This window comes from Variovorax atrisoli, from assembly GCF_014195185.1.
GTDB classification, from domain to species: Bacteria; Pseudomonadota; Gammaproteobacteria; order Burkholderiales; family Burkholderiaceae_C; genus Variovorax; species Variovorax atrisoli.
In genome coordinates, this window is sequence record NZ_JACIBG010000007.1 from 17393 (window position 1) to 34592 (window position 17200).

Genomic DNA, 17200 nt, shown 5'->3' on the forward strand with positions numbered 1-17200 from the left:
GGCTGCGAATCAATCGACCTTGATGTTGCCGGCCTTGATGACGCCAGCCCACTTGGTGGTCTCCGACTTCACGAATGCCGCAAAGTCCTTGGAACTTGAGCCCACGCCTTGAACCCCCATCTCGGCGAAGCGACTCGCCACCGCCTTGTCTGCAATGACGGCGCGAGTCTCGGTTTCGAGGCGATCGAGGATGGGACGAGGCGTGCCCGCCGGCGCGAACAGGCCGTTCCATTCGTTCACTTCGAAACCCTTGAGGCCGCTCTCCCCGACAGTCGGAACCTGGGGCCAGCCTTCCTGCCGCTTGGACGACGTGATGGCCAGCGGCTTGAGCTTGCCGCCCTTCACGAACGCTCCGCTCGCCGTGGTCGCGCTGAACATCAGGTCGACCTGTCCGCCGATCAGGTCCGTCAGTGCCGGCGCCCCACCCTTGTACGGAATGTGCGTCATCGAGATCTTCTCGTTCTGGGAGAACAACTCCGCCGCCAGGTGCTGGGCGCCGCCGCTGCCGGCGGACGCATAAGTGAGCTTTCCAGGAGTGGCCTTCGCCGCTTTCACTACATCCGCAACCGAGGCATACGGGGAGTTGGCGGGCACGACCATGAGCAGTGGAACCTGCATGATGAGCGAGACCGGGGCGAGTTCCTTCGCGGGGTCATAGTTGAGCTTGGGGAAGAGGCTCGGATTCACCGTGTACGACGTTGCGTCCAGGAGCAGCGTGTAGCCATCGGCAGGTGCCTTTGCCACATACGAGGCGCCGATCGTCCCGCTCGCCCCTGGGCGGTTGTCGACGATGATTTGCTGCTTGAGCCGCTCGCCGAGGTACTGCGCCAGGATACGCGCCGTGTTGTCTGCTGCGCCGCCTGCCGGGTAGGGCACGACCAGCTTGATGGGCTTGTCGGGCCATTGCGCATGCGCTGCGCCGACCAAGCCAAGCGCAATTGCGGCTGCGGTCAGAGCGGGCTTCATCCATTGCTTCATTTTTGTCTCCAGTAAAAAGGGTATTGGTCAGAGGCAGCGACTTCCCACGCGGCCCCTGGTCCGCGATACCGTCGGCACAAGCGTGCGGGTTACACGGTCGCGATAGGGGTCGCAGGGGACCCTACGGCGCCCGGAAGGCGCAAGGGAGGTGCTGTCAGCAGGAAGCGAGAGCGTCCATGCTCTCGAAGCCATTTCGCCAACGGTGTGAGATGCCACAACTCCCCAAGATGAATGCCGTTCTTGAACAGGCAGTGCTCATGCAGCGGCAGCCGTGGACCCCGAATGGGCGTGGGCTGCGTCAGGCGGGGCACCACCAGTTCCACCGCGGGGTTGTCGGCCAGGAGGCATGCAAGACGCACATCGACGATCCAGTTCAGCAGCCTGGCGTCGTTGCCATCCAGTCCGCTGCCCGTCTCGTGAAGCTTCTTGAGATCCGGTTGGCGATTCATCGCAAGCAGCGTGTCGGCGAATCCGGTGTGGATGCACACCATGTCCCCAGCCTCGATCTCGACGCGGTCCTGCTCGAGGATGCGCATGAGTCGCTCGTAGCCGACGGCTTCGCGGCGACGCCCGACGTGGCGTTCCAGGTCGACCATGACGCCGCGCCCTTGAACGCCGTGTTCGGCTAGGTTCTCGATGCCCAATGCCTCTGCGCGAGGCGCCGGAAAGCGCATCCAGTCGACAGGCGCCTCCTCGTCCTCCTTGGAGGAGCGAATTTCCACGCCGGCGCGGAAGCCGTTGTAGAAGACGGCTTCGGGCTGGCCGTCGCCGTCCGCATCGAAGCGACTGCCCATGTGCGCGAGGCTGTCCCATTGGGTCGAATACTGCGTATTCATGACCAGCACTTCGTCGCAGACCACATCGGTCAGCGTCGTGTCCTCGTCGAGGTACGACCAGCAGAAACCCTGTGCACCGGCGCTCTTGCCATCGCGCAGGGTCGAGAAGGTCTGCGCCGGCATCCGCCGGGGATTCATCGTCATTCCGCCGGGCACGTCCAGAGGCAGCGACAGACAGAAGGTCTTCCCGAGCTTCACTTCGGCCACGCCCTGAAGAACCTTCGAACGGTCGACCAGGTTCATCCGGCCTCGCTGGTCGTCGGCTCCGAATTCGCCCCAGGTGCTGCCTTCGGGAGCGTGCTTCCATCGCTGCATGGAACGCTCCTCAGGCCGCTTCAGCCTGCCTGGCGAGCACGGCAAGCGCATTCCTGGCAGCCGATTCGCCCATGTTGATGTACGCGTCCGAAGTCACCGAACCGACGTGGGGGCTCAACACGAAGCCGCGTTGGGACTGGAATGGATGGCCGGGCGCCATGGGCTCCACGGCGAAGCTGTCCAGGCCCGCTGCGCGGACGTGTCCGGAGCGCACGGAATCCAGCAGTGCCGCCTCGTCGATCAGAGCGCCGCGTGCCGTGTTCACGATGATGACTCCAGGCTTGCAACGGGCGAGCGTGTTCGCGTTGAGCAGCCCCTGGTTGTCCTCCGTCAGGGGGCAGTGCAGCGAGATGACGTCGGACCGAGCGAACAACTCCTCCAGGTCGACCAGCGTCACGTGGTCGGGCACATCCTTGGCGAACGGGTCGAACGCGACGACCTTCTTTCCAAAGCCCTCGGCCATCCGAGCGAAACGACGGCCGATGGCTCCCAGACCCACGATGCCCACCGTACGACCGGAGAGTTCGAGGCTGGAGTGAGAGGCTTTCTCCCAGTGACCGGCGTGCATCCGGGCATCGACGGCTGGAATCGACTTGGCACAGGCCAGAAGCAAGGCGAATGCATGTTCGGCGACTGCGTTGGCGTTGGCCCCCACGGCGGCGACCACCTCGATACCGCGTTCCTTGGCCGCTGCCTTGTCGATGTTGTCGGTGCCCGACCCATGCTTGGAGATGACGCGCAGAGCGGGAGCCGCATCCATCGCAGCCGCGCCGACCTTGCCGTATCGCACGATCATCGCCGCCGGGTTGTGCTGCTTGCACAGGGCGACGATGTCTTCCGGCGTGGGCGTCTTGCCGGTGTAGACGAGCTCATGGCCTTGCAGCAGTGCGACGGCGCTGGGCGCAATCGCTTCGGCCGTGATGACGATGGTGCTCACAGCACTTCCCCTTCCTTGAGCACACCCGCGGCGCGCAGTGCGGACACCAACCACTTGGCGTTCGTGTCGCCGCCCTTGATGGCCTCGATGCGAGCCGCCTCGTCCTTGACTTTCTTGGCAGCGCTGGGCAACAGCCCTTCGATCTTCTCGCGCTCCACGACCACCACCCCGTCGGCGTCGCCGATGACGAAGTCTCCGGGGTTCACGATGACGCCGCCGACCGACACGGGGTGGCCGATACGGCCGGGCACCATCTTGGTCGGACCGTTGGGGTTGGTTCCCACGGAGAAGACGGGGAAGTCCATTTCCTCGATTTCCAGGCTGTCGCGGGCGGCGCCATCGATGACCACGCCGGCAATGCCGAGCTTCTTGCAGGCGGTCATCATGATGGTTCCCATCAGCGCCGCCGTCCGGTCTCCCTTGCCGTCGATGACGAGCACGTCACCCGGCTTTGCCATGGCCATGGCTGCATGAATCATGAGGTTGTCGCCGGGACGAACCTCCACCGTGAAGGCAGTGCCAGCGACTTTCATGTTCGGACGCAAGGCCTTGATGCGTCCATGCATCGCGCCGCGCCGTCCGGCGACGTCCGCCAGGATGGCGGGCTGAAAGGTCGATGCCTCCTTCACGACGTTCGCGGGCACGCGGTCGAAGTCACGGATGATGTCGGGTACGTTGCTCATGGTTCGGATTCCAAAAAAAGAAGGGTGAGATTGGCCCCGACCCTGCACACGCAGAGCCGTCTCGGGAGACAAGAGAAGAAGGGAAAGAAGAGAGAGGAAGGTCAGTCGACCTTCGCGCCGGATTCCTTGACGACCTTGGCCCAGCGGACCGTCTCGTCGCGCACCAGGGCGGCAAACTGCTCGGAGGGACCGCCCAGTACGTCGGCACCTTGCTCGGTGAGCTTCTTCCTGACGTCGGGAGTCTCGAGTGCCTTGTTGAAGGCGGCGTTGAGCTTGCCGACAGCGTCCTTGGACACGCCGGCAGGCGCGGCGATACCGAACCAGGTCACAGCCTCGAAGCCCTTGTACCCAGCCTCCGCGACCGTCGGGACGTTCGGCAGGTCGGCCGAACGCTTGGCAGAGGTCACGGCGAGGGCACGCATCTTGCCGTTCCTGATGTGACCGCTCAGCGTGACCACCGACGAGATGTACATCTGGATCTGGCCGCCGATCAGGTCGGTGACGCCCTGCGCCGCGCCCTTGTAGGGGACGTGCGTCAGCTTGACGTTGGCGATGCGCTGGAGTTGTTCCGTCGCCAGGTGAGCGACCGTGCCGCTTCCGGAGCTCGCGTAGTTGATGCCATCCGGGTTCGCCTTGGCGGCATTCATGAGGTCCGCGAGCGTCTTGTAAGGCGAGTTGCTGGCCACCGCGATGACCAAGGGGGCACTCGCGACCAACCCCACCGGGGTCAGGTCCTTCTGCGGGTTGTAGGGCAGCTTGGCATACAGCGATGGATTGATGGCCATGTTCGACGTCTGCCCCATCACGAGCGTGTAGCCGTCGGGCGCCGCCTTGGCGGCTGCGTCCATGCCGATGTTCCCGCCCGAGCCGGGCTTGTTGTCGATGATGATGGTCCAGCCCTGCTGCGTTGTGACCGTCGTTGCGACTTCCCGTGCAATCAGGTCGGGACCTCCGCCAGGAGGAAACGGCACGATGAGCTTGATGGGACGGGCAGGATACGTCTCTGCCGCGATGGCGCCAGAAGCGAACGCAAGGGCCAGCATGCCGGCGGTGAGGGCGAGTGCGCGCAGAGCGCGGACGTTGTGCAACGAGTTCACTTGATGTCTCCAGTGTTGTGTGCGTCAGGCGCACCTCTATGGAACTGGAGTATTCGCCGCCCCCTTCATTCGGTCCAATCGAACTTTTCTTGGAATCGATAAATCTGACTTTGCCTATTCGGCCGCAGGCAGCCGGGCGTGCCTGGCCAGCAGTGCAATCAGCCGCTGGGCAGCCGGCGAGACGTAGCCGCTTTCCCGGAACGTCACCACCATTCGACGCCGCATCGTGGTGCCGCGCAGCTTCACCTCGCGCAACCTCGCCCCCGAACTGCCCTCCTGCAGATGCAGGCGAGAGATGAAGCTCAGCAGGCCCGTCTCGCCGATCAACGCGGGCAGCATCAGGAGCATGGTGCTTTCCACCTGGACGACCGGACGCGGCAGGTGATGCCGGTCGAAGGTCTGGTCGAGCCAGTCACGGATAGGCGCCCCCTGCGGCTGCAATACCCACTTGTAGTTCGCGAGGTCGCGCAGCGTGACCTTGGTCTTCGAGAACAACTCGTGGTTCGCGATCGCGGCCACGACGATCTGGTCCTCGGCCAACAGGCGCGTGGTGAAGCCCGGTTCGCTCGGGCCTTCCGTGCCGACGAGGAGGTCGATGTCGCCGCTGCGCAGAAGCGGGGCAAGGACGTCGCCCAGCGCCACCGTCGTTCGCACGGTCACGCCAGGCGCCTCCTTCAGCAGGTCCCGCGCAGCAGGAGGCAACAGGAACTGCGCCGCGGTGGGCACGATGCCGAGCTTGACCTGGCCGGAGAGCCCCTGGCCGATGTCGCCGATCTCGCGGCGAGCACTTTCGACGTCGAATCGGGTGCGCTGGGCCCACCTCAGCAGCGCTCGTCCCGCCGTGGTCAACCGGATGCCGCGTCCGGTCTTTTCGAACAGCGTCGCGCCATACGCCTCTTCCAGCCGACGCACGCAGCTCGTCAGGGCCGGTTGGGTCTTGTGCAGTCGCTCGGCCGCACGCCCCATGTGCTCGAGCTCGGCAATGACTTCGAAGTACCTCAAATCCCGCAGGTCCACGGGTTCCCTTTCAGTTGGCTTTGACATCCGAGGGCAAGCCGCACTCGAGGCGCGCACGATGGCCATGCGCCAGGCGCGCCGGCCGCCTGCACCTCGCGAAAGTCTAGCCGCGGCGCGGGATGCCCCCGGACGACACAAAACACCGCGAGGGCTTCTTGGCGGCAAATGCCCGATCGTGCGCCGGCGAGGTGCCGCGGGGATCGTCACCCCGTTGCATCCGCCGGCGCTACGGACAGGCGAAGGTCGATGCGTCGCACCTGATTCGTCTCAGGCGCAAGAGCCTGCGGTCGAGCCCAATGCCGCAGCGTCGTCCGGAGCCGGAGCCCCTCAAGCAGCCGGCGGGTCGTTCTCGCGTCCGAAATGCCTGTGCTGCCCCATGGCCGCAATGAACGCCTCGATAGCCTCCTCGGCGTCGACGGCATCGGCCAGGATGAGACCGGGATCTTCGGCACCATCGGGCAAGGTCATCGGGATCTGCGCTTGCGCCACCAGCGCGTCGGAGGCGCCCAGCGCCAGGATGGTCTTGCAGTGCCAGTACTGGTCGCGCAGGAACTCGAGCGTGTGGGCGTCGGCGTCCAGCGCCTCCACAGCGGCTGCACCGTCGGGCAGCACCAGGGCGTCGAACAGGAAGCCGGGGGAGTTCTCCAGCGTCGCATCGACGGCGAACCGTTCTCCTGCCGCACCGATGCAGGTTCCGAGCCGCGCTCCGACGAGCCGTGGCACCGCGCCGGCCGCCACGAGCGACGAGACCACCTTGCCCAGCGATGCACCCTCGACGCCGTTGGCGACCAGGACCGCCACCTTGCGCGTGCGAATGCCGCCGTCACCCGGCCTCGCCATCAGCGACAGCGCGGGCGACTGATCGACCTCGGGCGTCGCAGGCGTCTCCAGGACCTTGGGCAGCGGCGCCGGCAGTTCCATGCCCAGGTCCTGCGCAAGGCGCTGCGCGAGCTCGGGCGCCGCGTTCAGCAGGCTGGCCACGACACGCTCACGAACGGCCGGCACCGTGACCTCGGAGAGCTCGAAGCGGAAGGCGTTGCCGATGTGCGCCTGTTCGACGGGCGTCTGGCTTTCGAAGAAGAGGCGGGCCTGGGTGTAGTGGTCGGCGAACTTCTCGGGCTTGATGCGCACCTTGTCCGCGCTTTCCTTGGCATCGAGGCGGCGCGCGATGCTCGTGAATCCTTGCGCCGCGCCTGCCTGGAACGGACACCCGCCGGCCAGCGAGTTGGGCTCGTAGGCGACGCGCCCGCGATGGATCGCCTGTCGATGCATGCCGTCGCGCTGGTTGTTGTGCACCTGCGCGATCGGCGCATTGATCGGCAGCTCGTGGAAGTTGGGTCCGCCCAGGCGGCTGATCTGGGTGTCGACGTAGGAGTGAATGCGGCCTGCCAGCAGCGGATCGTTCGTGAAGTCGATGCCCGGCACGACGTGGGCCGCGCAGAAGGCCACCTGCTCCGTCTCCGCGAAGAAGTTGTCGGGATTGCGGTTGAGCACCATGCGCCCGACGATGCGCACCGGCACCAGCTCTTCCGGAACGATCTTGGTGGCGTCGAGGATGTCGAAGCTGAACTTCTCGGCCTGCTCCTCGGTGAAGATCTGCAGCCCCAGCTCCCACTCGGGATACTCGCCGGCATCGATGGCTTCCCACAGGTCGCGGCGGTGGAAGTCGGGATCGGCGCCGGAGATCTTCACCGCCTCTTCCCACACGAGCGAATGCGTGCCCAGCTTCGGTTGCCAGTGGAACTTCACGAGAAAGGCCTCACCCTCCTCGTTGACGAGCCGGAAAGTGTGCACGCCGAAGCCCTGCATCATGCGATAGCTCCGCGGAATGGCGCGATCCGACATCTGCCACATCAGCATGTGAGTGGATTCGGGCATGAGCGATACGAAGTCCCAGAACGTGTCGTGCGCGCTGGCCGCCTGCGGCATCTGGTGGTGCGGCTCAGGCTTCACCGCATGCACCAGGTCCGGAAACTTCATCGCATCCTGGATGAAGAACACGGGCATGTTGTTGCCCACCAGGTCCCAGTTGCCTTCGTCCGTGTAGAACTTGACGGCGAAGCCGCGCACATCGCGAGCAGTGTCCTTCGAGCCGCGCTCGCCCGCCACGGTCGAGAAGCGAACGAACACCGGCGTCACCTTGCCGGCCTCCTTGAAGGGCGCCGCCTTGGTGAACTCTGAGAGCGGCTCGTAGCACTCGAAGAAGCCGTGCGCCCCCGAGCCGCGCGCGTGCACGATGCGTTCCGGGATGCGCTCGTGATCGAAGTGGGTGATCTTCTCGCGCAGGATGAAGTCTTCGAGCAGCACCGGACCGCGGGCGCCGGCCTTGAGCGAATTCTGGTTGTCCGCAATGGCCACGCCCTGGTTCGTCGTGAGCACCTGCCCACTCGAATCGACGCGCACGCGGTCGAGCGTGCCGATCGTCGCATTGACGCCCTCGGGCGCCACGGTGCCCGTCTTGTCGGAATCGTTGTGTTCCGACAGGGTGCTCGCACCCGGCAGACGCGAGGGCGGCGTGACGGTGGCACCAGCCGGTGTGGCCTGGGCGCTGGCTTCGCCGTGCTCGAGCGACTTGTTGGGGTTGGAAGGCATTCCAGCGGCCAGCGCCTGCGTGTCGATGGCCTTCTGCGTGGGTGCATCGTCTCGGCCTGCCGCTTCGGGAGGGGGGCTGGCAGGGCCGCTGTCGGTATTGCGCGCGGCGGCGCGGGCCGCATCGATCTCGGCAGGGCTTGCGGCCGACCTGGCCGCGGGAGAAGAAGCTGGAGAAAGGGAGGTGGGGGTTTTCTTGGCCATGTCGCTCTCGTGAAGTGGGAGCGCGACGCTAGGAGCCCTGCAGGCACGGCGCTGTAGGAACGCACCGCGCGCAGGCCGCTGATAAACGGGCCGCGATGCTGTTCGGCCCCAGGGCGACGGGGCCTCCAGCAAGCGCACCTGCCTCTCGGTGCGAACGAACGCCGACGCCGTTGCGGTGCGATGGGCCACCTGCACCCCAGCCTACAAATGCACCGCGTGCGTGCTGACGCGGCCCGGGTTGCTGCCCATTCAGTCTCGGAAGCATCCATCCCGCCCAGCGCATGCAACCGGAAAGAGAAACACGAATGATCGGAATCGCCGTCCCTGCGCACAACGAAGAAGCCTGCATCCGTGCCTGCCTGCGCGCCCTGGGCGATGCGGCCCGGCATCCTGGGCTGAACGGCGAAGCCGTCGAGATCGTCGTGGTCCTCGATGAATGCAGCGATGCCACGGGCATCCATGCCCACGCGTTCGGAGCCAGCACCGTGAGCATCCGGGCGCGCAACGTCGGCATGGCCCGCGCGGTGGGGGCCCAGGCGCTCCTGGAGCGCGGGGCCCGCTGGCTCGCCTTCACCGATGCCGACACGATGGTGTCAGCCTCGTGGCTCGTCGACCAACTCTCCCTGCGCTGCGATGCGGTGTGCGGCACCGTGGGCGTGGCCGACTGGACGCCCCACGGCGAGAACGCACCGCTCCTGGCCGAGCACTTCCGGCGGACCTACACGGACGACGAAGACCATCCGCACGTACACGGGGCCAACATGGGCGTGTCCGCGGCCGCCTACCGGCGAGCGGGTGGCTTCAGGCACCTGGCGTGCAGCGAAGACGTCGCGTTGGTGGATGCGCTCATCGCATCGGGCGCTCACGTCGCGCGCAGCGCGAAGCCGCGCGTGGTCACGAGCGCACGCAGGGAGGCGAGGGCTGCCGGCGGCTTCGCGGATGCGCTGATCCACGCCGTCGTCCAGCACCTGGAGGCGGTCTCGCAGCCCCTGGGTGTCTCGATGCGCGTCCCCGCGACCCCGTAGAACACCCTTTCAAGGAGCCCTCATGAAGCAAGACCCGAAATCCAGGCCGATGTCGCCCGTCAACATCGATCAGAACAGAGCCATCGGCCAGGACAGCCCCACCGAAGGCAGCCACATGGGCAAGGAGGCGCACAAGACGCAAGGCGCTCCTGGACAGGACGACCCGTCCGAGCAGACCGATGCAACGGACACCGGCCGCGAAGAAGCCGTCCGCAAGGCGGCCTACGAGGCCTACCTGCGACGAGGCGACGCCCCTGGAAGTGCAACCGACGACTGGCTCGAAGCCGAAGAGCAGGTGGACAGGCAGCGCAGCAAACAGTAGCAGTAGCGCGACGGGCGAGTCGTCGGTTCCGGCATCGACCATCCGGCGACGCGCGCGGCAGATCCGGACTCGCCGTTGTCGCGTCACTTGCAGAGTGCTCGCGCGCAGGTCAACGAGCCGCCGCGTGAAAGATCGGAGAGCGCCTACTTCGAAGGCTCCGTCTTGAGCAGCCCCCTGATGTTGAGCGCGGCCAGGCAGACCTGCAGCGCAATCAGCGCAAAGGCGGAGCTGTGCCAGCCCCACGCCGTCCACAGCGCGTTGCTCAGCAGGAACACCCAGAACCCCCAGTTCCGGCGCCGCCGCGTCTCGGATGCGACCAGCCAGGCCGCAGCAAGGGATGCCAGAAAGGCCGGCCACTGAATCAGATCGAGCATGTCGTCCATGAGCTTGTTCTCGTCACGAATCCGGTTCGAACGCCAACGACGCCGGTCATCGGATGCCCTCGCGCTCGGCCACCGAGCGACCGTCGCGTCCCCAGACCTGCAGCACGAAGTCGTCCTCCTCGTGGAACACCAGGCGCGGCAGACCGAGCGCAGCCAGTGCCGCGTGGACTTCGTCCGTGGAAAGGCGCCGTTCGTCGAAATCCGGGCGCCAGTCACAGGCCACCAGCGTGCCATCGGCTTCCAGCGAGGCTTGGCAGCACTCGGCCACGCGCCGCATCTCCTCCCGATCGAGGAAGTACCCCACCTCGCTCAGGACGATCAGGTCGAAGCGGCCCGCGTCGCGCGGCCATTGCGCCGGAAGGATGTGCTGCACCACCTGCACGTTGGTCAGTGCACGGGTGCTCCTGCATGCGATCTCCACCGCCTGCGGCGAGAAATCGCTCGCGAGCAGGTGATCGCAGCGCTGCGAAAGCGCCTGCGTCAGCTCGCCGGTGCCGCAGCCGGGCTCGTAGGCACGCCGATACCGGGGCTGCGGCAAGGCCGCCAGCAGCAGCGCGCGCTTGCGGATCTCGTACCAGCGCTGTCGCACCGCGTAGGGATCCTCGCTGGCCGCATACATGCCGTCGAAGTAAGGCCGCAACACGCCGCTCACAGGAACATCACCTCGTAGGCGCGCTGCGCGCGAGCAATGGTAGTGGCCCTCAGCACAGGTCCGGCACCCGTCGAGGCATCACTCCGCATCTGGCTGGCAAACGCCTGCACCGCGGCGTGCTTGCGGCGCACCGCGTCTTCATCCAGGTCGAGGCGAACGGCGTGTTGCCATGGCATGCGCGCATCGCCAGGACGCGCCCAGTGCCATCCCCACACGGGCACTTCCACCAGCCGCGCGCCCGCGCTCGCGGCGGCCAGCGCGCAGGCCTGCCCTGTCGCTTCATGGTCCGGATGGCCATCGCCCCGCCAGGTCGTGAACACCACGTCGCGCGGCCGAAGCAACGAGACGAGGCGCGCCGCCAACGTGCCGCGCAAGGCGGCCAGGCCACCGTCGGGCAAGCCCAGCCGCACGGGCTCGATCGACAGGCCCAGACGCCGCAGCGCCAGCCGGCTTTCGCGTGGACGCTGCATGGCGAGCCGCTCGACGGGCCACTCGGTCGATCCGGGATGACTGGCCGTGCCGTCGGTCACGGCAATCACCGCGACCCGCGCGTCGCCATCGCCGCCATCGCCCTCATCGTTCAATTGCGCGAGCAGGCCACCGACCGAGAGCACCTCGTCGTCGGGGTGCGGGGCCACCACGACGGCGCGCGCACCGCGCGGCACCAGCGTGCGCGCGTCGATACTGGGCAGCTGCGCCAGGCCCGGCCAGCCGTTCCACTCGGCTTCGGTGGTGCCTTCTCCTCTAATGCGCGGACGGGCTAGAGCTTCCACGAATCCGGCCCCTCCCCGTCGTCTGGCGCAGCGAGCGAACCGAGTGCGGCAAGATCGCGCTCCGCATGGCTTTGCCGCAGGAACACGGGCAGGTCGGCCATGGCCCGTGCGAAGGTGGGGTCGCGACACAGCGGCCCCGCACCCAGCGCCCTCCCCGCATGGCTCATGACCTCGTTGGCTGCCTGCTCCACGGCCAGGCGAGCGCGCAAAGCCACGTGCCTCGCATCGTCGCGCGGATGGCGGTCGATCCACGCGGCCGTCTCCCGCAGCAGCGCGGCCGCAGGCGTCAATGCCGCGTCGATGGCGCCGAGGTGTGCCAGCCGATGGGCATCGGGGGCCCTGCCCATGAGGCCACGGACCTTTCGCGCGATGCCCCATGCGCCGCCGAACCAGCACGCGGCGATGCCCGCACCGCCTTGCCAGAACCCGGGGCGCTGCGTGTAGTCGCCGGGCTGTCCGAGCCAGCGGGCCCGTGCGCGGTCGAACCGGACATTCACGCTGGCCGAGGCAGCCATGCCGACGGCGTGCCATCCCTCGCCCGTCACCAGAACACCGGGCTGGTCCATCTCAACCAAGGCAAGGCAAGGCTTGCCGTCCCGGTTCCAGCAACTCACGACCGCGTGCGTGACGACGGCGGCGCCCGAGCACCACGCCTTGGTGCCGCTCAGCCGGATGTCTTCGCCGCCACCCTCCTCGTCTTCGGCCATCACGCGGGCATCCGGCGGCTCGGCGCACCATGTCGCCCAGCGCGCGCCTGCAGGGGCGATAGAGGCGCCACCCAGTTCGGCCTGGATCGCGAGCGCGTCCGTGTGCCCCTCGAAAAGCTTGACCAGCGAAAGATCATGGGCCGCCACTTCCGCCAGCACGCGCCACCGCGCCAGGGTGCGGCCGCCGCCCGGCATGGGCAGGACGTCCAGTCCCGCCTCCACGAGATGCCGCAGCGCCAGATCGCCGCCGAGCCGGAGCTGCAAGTGCCGCAGGTCGGTGTCGCTGGAGTGGTCGTACATGGATGATCGATGGAGACGGGAAGAACTTCGGGACAAGGTAGACAGGCGCCGCGCCGCCACCCGTCGGCGGGCCGCCCTCACCGTTGTAGGAAGAACCGCGAGGCCCGGGCCCGTCTCTCCACGGTTGATCAGCGGCATGTCGAGCCGCCGGGTCTGCTGACAGCTCCGAGGCAAACGCCGGCCGCAGTCCGTTGTCGGGACACCCTTCGAGACCCGCCGCTCAAGCCCGCGCTGTTCAGGCCGGGCTTTTTTGCTCCAACCACCTGGACGCGATGGTCATGCAGCGCAGGCATTTGCCCCGCGTCGCAGCTCGCGGTCGTCGGTGTGCGCTCGCGCCTCTCAGGCCATCGGCCCGGGGGCCTTGAGATAGCGCTCGCGAATCGCTTTCGCCGACCAGTAGGTCAGCGCCGCCACCAGCCCGGTCGGGTTGTAGCCCAGGCCTTGCGGGAAGGCCGAGGCGCCCGGCACGAAGACGTTGTGCACGTCCCAGCTCTGCAGGTAGCGGTTGACCGCGCTGGTGCCCGGGTCGACGCCCATGATCGCGCCGCCGTTGAGGTGGGTCGTCTGGTAGCCCACGACGTCGAAGTGCTCGCCGAAGTTCTTGACGAGAACACGCAGGGACTTCGGGCCCATGGCCTCGGCGATGCGCTGCATCTTCTGCGCCATGAAGCGCGTCATGCGGATGTCGTTGTCCTTCCAGTCGAAGGTCATGCGCAGCAGCGGCAGGCCCCACGCGTCCTTGTAGGTCGGGTCCAGGCTCAGGTAGTTGTCGCGATAGCTCATGTGCGCGCCGTGCGCGTCCATCGAGATGGTGTGGTTGTAGTTGTCGGCCACGGCCTTCTTCCAGCCGCTGCCCCAGGCCGGCGCGCCGTCGGGCAGCGAGATGCCGCTGATGGGCTTGGCGCCGGCCTGGTTGACCCACATCGGCGAGCCGCCGACGAAGCCGGCCGGGCCGTGATCGAAGTTGTCGGCGTTGAAGTCGTCGATCGCGACGCCGTTGCCGCCCGCGCCGATGAAGGGATTGGCGTGCACGTCCTTGTCGAAGTAGGCCTTGATGGTCGCCATGTTCTGGTAGGCGAAGTTGCGCCCCACCGTGCCCTGGCCGGTGGCCGGGTCGTATGGCGTGCCAATGCCGGACAGCAGCATCAGCCGCACGTTGTGGAACTGGAAGGCCGCGATGACGACGATGTCGGCCGGCTGCTCGACCTCGCTGCCCTGCGCGTCGAGATAGGTCACGCCGGTCGCGCTGCGGCGGTCGCCCGAGAGGTTCACCCTGAGCACGTGGGCGTTGGTGCGCAGTTCGAAGTTCGGCGCCAGCCGCAGTGCCGGCAGCACGTTGACGTTGGGCGAGGCCTTCGAATAGTTGTAGCAGACGTAGCCGCTGCAGTAGCCGCAGAAGTTGCACGGCCCCATCTGGCAGCCGTAGGGGTTCGTGTAGGGTCCGGAGGCGTTGGCCGAGGGCAGGTCGTAGGGATGGTGGCCGAGCTTTCGCGCCGCCTCGCCGAAGCGCTGCGCCGACACCGTGCGCTTCTGCGGCGGCAGCGGGAAGTCGCTCGAGCGGTCCGGTGCGAACGGGTTGCCGCCCTCGCCCACCCGCTTGCCCGCCACCGTCCATGCCGCGCCCGAAGTGCCGAAGACCTTCTCCGCGAAGTCGAAATGCGGCTCCAGCTCCTCGTAGCTGACGCCGAAGTCCTGGATGGTCATGCCCTCGGGAATGAACTTGCGGCCATAGCGTTCCTCGTAGTGGCTGCGCAGCCGCAGCTCGACGGGGTCCACCCGGAAGTGCACGCCCGACCAGTGCAGCCCCGCCCCGCCCACGCCGGTGCCCGGCAGGAAGGCGCCCAGCTGGCGATAGGGCAGCGCCGTGTCGTTCACACCGTGTCGCACGGTGACTGTTTCGCGCGAGACGTCCTGGAAGAGCTTGCGGCGGATGCTGTAGGCCAGCTCGTCCAGCACCTTGGGATAGATGCCGTCGGTGGCGGTGTCACGCATCGGTCCGCGCTCGAGCGCGACCACGTTCAGGCCGGCCTCGGTCAGCTCCTTGGCCATGATCGCCCCGGTCCAGCCGAAGCCGACGATCACCACGTCGGCCTTCTTCATCGTGCGCGCCGCCATCTCAGCCTCGCCTCCCGCTCAGGTCCACCGGCGGCAAGGGGTACGGAACGTCACGCTCGACCCAGTCCATGAAGTCGGCGCGCACGCCGGGAAAGCCGATCAGCTTCCATCCGGCCAGGCCGCGGTTGCCGCCATGCACGGGATCGGCAAAGAAGCCTTCGCGCACGTTCTGCAGCAGCAGCGAAAAGAAAAGCCCGGCCGGCACGGTGTCGAACTGCGCCTGCCCTGCTTCGATGGCATGCAAGACCGCGTCCTGCGCATCCGCCGCGAGCTGGGCAAAAGGCTTGCCGTGCGCCTTTCGCACATGGCCATCGGCGGCGGCGAGGCCCAGCCGATAGATCTGCTGCGGCGTGAGCTGCGACTGGTAGCCCAGCGTGGCCGGCGCGTCGGCCTGGAACGGGCCCTGCATGTACCACAGCGCCCCCGCGGCCCAGGGCGTGTCCATCTGCCGGTCGATGAACTCCGGCACGCCTGCCTCGATCGCCCCAGGCCCCAGCGCGTCGCTCGGAATCAGCCGCCCGCTGGCGGCGCGGACGAAGGCCCATTCGTCCGCCGTGAAAAAGCGTGGCGTATAGGGCTGCGTTTCCGGGGCCGCACCCGCGCTGCCGGGCGTTGCCGCCGCCGGCCGGCTGTCGCAGGCGGGCAGCGCCACGGCGGCGAAGGTCGCTGCGCCCAGGCCCTTGAATAGCCTGCGCCTGGAAGAGGAATCGGGGGAAGCGGGGGAAGAATCGGGTGAGTTCGGTGCGGTCACGGGGATGCTCCTGTGTGTGGCGTCCAAGGCCTATCGGGCGGCAGGCGACTGCGCGGCCATTTCCTTCTCGACAGCCTTGCGAATGGGGCCCACGCGCGCCGCGTCCACCGCCGGCGCCTGGTTGCCCCAGCTCTGGCGCACGAAGCTCGCGAGCTGCGCGACCTCATCGTCCGACAGGCGCCAGCCGAAGCCGGGCATGGCCAGCTCGGAAGGCGCCGTGCCCGTGGCGGGCAACTTGCTGCCTTGCAGAATCAGCCGGATGACCGAGCTCGGATCGGCGCTCAACACGGTCGAGTTGCCGGCGATGCCGGGAAAGACCTGCGCGTAGCCCTTGCCGTCGCTGCGATGGCAGCCTGCGCAGTTGTCCGCGTAGAGCTCGGCGCCGCGTGTCGAGTTGACGCCCTGCCCCAGGGCCGAGGCGGTGGCGGGATCCGCCTTGAATGTCGACACCGAATCGGCGCTCGGCCCCAGCGTCTTCAGATAGGCGGCCACGGCGTTCAGGTCCTCGTCGCTCAGGTGCTGCGTGCTGTGCACGATGGCGTCGTTCATCGGACCGCCGACCACCGCGTGGGACGCGTTGCGTGCTGCGCGCAGGGTGGCGACGATGTCGGCCGCCGACCAGGCGCCCAGGCCGTCCGCAGGATTGCCGCGCAGGTTCACCGCGACCCATCCGTCGATGACGGGACCGCCCGCCAGGTAGGCCGGCCCCGACTCGTCCAGCGCCTTCTCCTGCATCGTCAGCGACCGCGGCGTATGGCAGCTGCCGCAATGGCCCAGGCCCTGCACGAGGTACGCGCCGCGCGCCACCGACATGTCCGCATAGCGGTGGGCATCGAAGGCGATGGCATCGGGCTTTGGCGCAAAGGCCTTGCGCCACAGCGCCAGCGGCCAGCGGATCGACAAGGGCCAGACCAGGCCGCGCGGATGCGGTGTCCCAGGTGCCGGCGCCACGCCATGCATGAAGAAGGCATACAGCGCGCGCACGTCGTCGTCCGTCATGCGCGCATAGGAGGGAAAGGGCATCGCCGGATACAGCGAGTCGCCATCGGCCCGGATGCCATGGCGCACCGCGCGATCGAAGTCGTCCAGCGAGTACCTGCCGATGCCGCTGTCGCGATCGGGCGTGATGTTGGTGCTGTAGATCGCGCCGATCGGCGAAGCCAGCGGCAGCCCGCCCGCGAAGGGCGCGCCGCCTGGCGCGGTGTGGCAGGCGATGCAGTCGCCTGCCTGTGCGAGGTACTTGCCCTTGGCCACCAGGCCCGGCGAACCGCTGTCCGCGCCGGCGGCGATGGTCCTCGTGGACGTCGGCCACAGCGCCAGCGCTAACAGGACAACGAGGACGAGTGCCGCAAGGCCGAGCACAGCCCATAGGTACTTTTTCAGCATCGATGCGCTCCTCTCGGGGGCGGTCCGTTCAAGGTGGCAGAGATGTCGACGAGCATTTCCGGCACCAGCAGCCGAGGCCGAACAAAGACCGCGCTTCGAACAGTTTGCAGCAAGCCCGGATTTCTTGCAC

Annotated in this window: 16 protein-coding genes; 2 read left to right on the forward strand and 14 right to left on the reverse strand. The window is 67.3% G+C overall.

The window, feature by feature from the left end:
* Window positions 1–9: 9 nt before the first annotated feature.
* From FHY06_RS23115 to FHY06_RS23145, 7 genes are all read right to left on the reverse strand, one after another.
* A complete protein-coding gene (locus tag FHY06_RS23115; RefSeq protein ID WP_260310609.1) occupies window positions 10–978 on the reverse strand; it encodes a Bug family tripartite tricarboxylate transporter substrate binding protein in 969 nt (322 codons plus the stop codon).
* Between the two features lie 89 nt (window positions 979–1067).
* On the reverse strand, window positions 1068–2129 hold the full coding sequence (locus FHY06_RS23120; protein WP_184606415.1) for a cyclase family protein: 1062 nt from the start codon (window positions 2127–2129) through the stop codon (window positions 1068–1070).
* A 10-nt stretch (window positions 2130–2139) separates the two neighbouring features.
* Window positions 2140–3066 carry a hydroxyacid dehydrogenase gene (locus FHY06_RS23125; protein WP_184606416.1) on the reverse strand — a complete coding sequence of 309 codons (927 nt, stop codon included), beginning with the start codon at window positions 3064–3066 and terminating at the stop codon, window positions 2140–2142.
* Window positions 3063–3749, reverse strand: a complete 687-nt coding sequence (locus FHY06_RS23130; RefSeq protein ID WP_184606417.1) for an RraA family protein — start codon at window positions 3747–3749, stop codon at window positions 3063–3065. The genes FHY06_RS23125 and FHY06_RS23130 overlap by 4 nt, the downstream gene beginning before the upstream one ends.
* Window positions 3750–3850: 101 nt before the next feature.
* A complete protein-coding gene (locus tag FHY06_RS23135) occupies window positions 3851–4792 on the reverse strand; it encodes a Bug family tripartite tricarboxylate transporter substrate binding protein (protein ID WP_260310657.1) in 942 nt (313 codons plus the stop codon).
* A gap of 168 nt (window positions 4793–4960) precedes the next feature.
* Entirely contained in the window at window positions 4961–5863 is a 903-nt protein-coding gene (locus FHY06_RS23140) for a LysR family transcriptional regulator (protein WP_126185584.1), read from the reverse strand.
* A gap of 327 nt (window positions 5864–6190) precedes the next feature.
* Window positions 6191–8656 (reverse strand): catalase, encoded by a 2466-nt coding sequence (locus FHY06_RS23145; protein WP_184606418.1) that lies wholly within the window; start codon window positions 8654–8656, stop codon window positions 6191–6193.
* 305 nt (window positions 8657–8961) lie between these two features.
* Here FHY06_RS23145 and FHY06_RS23150 point away from each other — a divergent pair, with 305 nt between their 5' ends.
* Together FHY06_RS23150 and FHY06_RS23155 are read left to right on the forward strand one after the other, a co-directional pair.
* The gene (locus FHY06_RS23150; RefSeq protein ID WP_019657269.1) at window positions 8962–9681 is read left to right on the forward strand and encodes a glycosyltransferase family 2 protein; all 720 of its coding nucleotides are present in this window, start codon (window positions 8962–8964) and stop codon (window positions 9679–9681) included.
* Between the two features lie 22 nt (window positions 9682–9703).
* Entirely contained in the window at window positions 9704–10003 is a 300-nt protein-coding gene (locus tag FHY06_RS23155) for a DUF2934 domain-containing protein (RefSeq protein WP_221404365.1), read from the forward strand.
* A 143-nt stretch (window positions 10004–10146) separates the two neighbouring features.
* Here the strand turns inward: FHY06_RS23155 and FHY06_RS23160 are convergent, their stop codons facing one another.
* The 7 genes from FHY06_RS23160 to FHY06_RS23190 all read right to left on the reverse strand — a co-directional run bounded on the left by FHY06_RS23160 (window position 10147) and on the right by FHY06_RS23190 (window position 17070).
* Window positions 10147–10386 (reverse strand): hypothetical protein, encoded by a 240-nt coding sequence (locus FHY06_RS23160; RefSeq protein WP_184606419.1) that lies wholly within the window; start codon window positions 10384–10386, stop codon window positions 10147–10149.
* A 46-nt stretch (window positions 10387–10432) separates the two neighbouring features.
* Window positions 10433–11038, reverse strand: coding sequence for a class I SAM-dependent DNA methyltransferase (locus FHY06_RS23165; protein ID WP_311733717.1), 606 nt, complete (start codon window positions 11036–11038; stop codon window positions 10433–10435).
* Entirely contained in the window at window positions 11035–11811 is a 777-nt protein-coding gene (locus FHY06_RS23170) for a PIG-L deacetylase family protein (protein ID WP_184606420.1), read from the reverse strand. Before FHY06_RS23170 ends, FHY06_RS23165 begins: the two co-directional genes overlap by 4 nt.
* Window positions 11799–12818, reverse strand: coding sequence for an acyl-CoA dehydrogenase family protein (locus FHY06_RS23175; protein ID WP_184606421.1), 1020 nt, complete (start codon window positions 12816–12818; stop codon window positions 11799–11801). The genes FHY06_RS23170 and FHY06_RS23175 overlap by 13 nt, the downstream gene beginning before the upstream one ends.
* A 339-nt stretch (window positions 12819–13157) precedes the next feature.
* On the reverse strand, window positions 13158–14933 hold the full coding sequence (locus tag FHY06_RS23180; protein ID WP_207918299.1) for a GMC family oxidoreductase: 1776 nt from the start codon (window positions 14931–14933) through the stop codon (window positions 13158–13160).
* A 1-nt stretch (window position 14934) separates the two neighbouring features.
* Window positions 14935–15684, reverse strand: a complete 750-nt coding sequence (locus FHY06_RS23185; RefSeq protein WP_184606422.1) for a gluconate 2-dehydrogenase subunit 3 family protein — start codon at window positions 15682–15684, stop codon at window positions 14935–14937.
* 30 nt (window positions 15685–15714) lie between these two features.
* Entirely contained in the window at window positions 15715–17070 is a 1356-nt protein-coding gene (locus tag FHY06_RS23190) for a cytochrome c (RefSeq protein ID WP_184606423.1), read from the reverse strand.
* Between the last annotated feature and the right edge of the window lie 130 nt (window positions 17071–17200).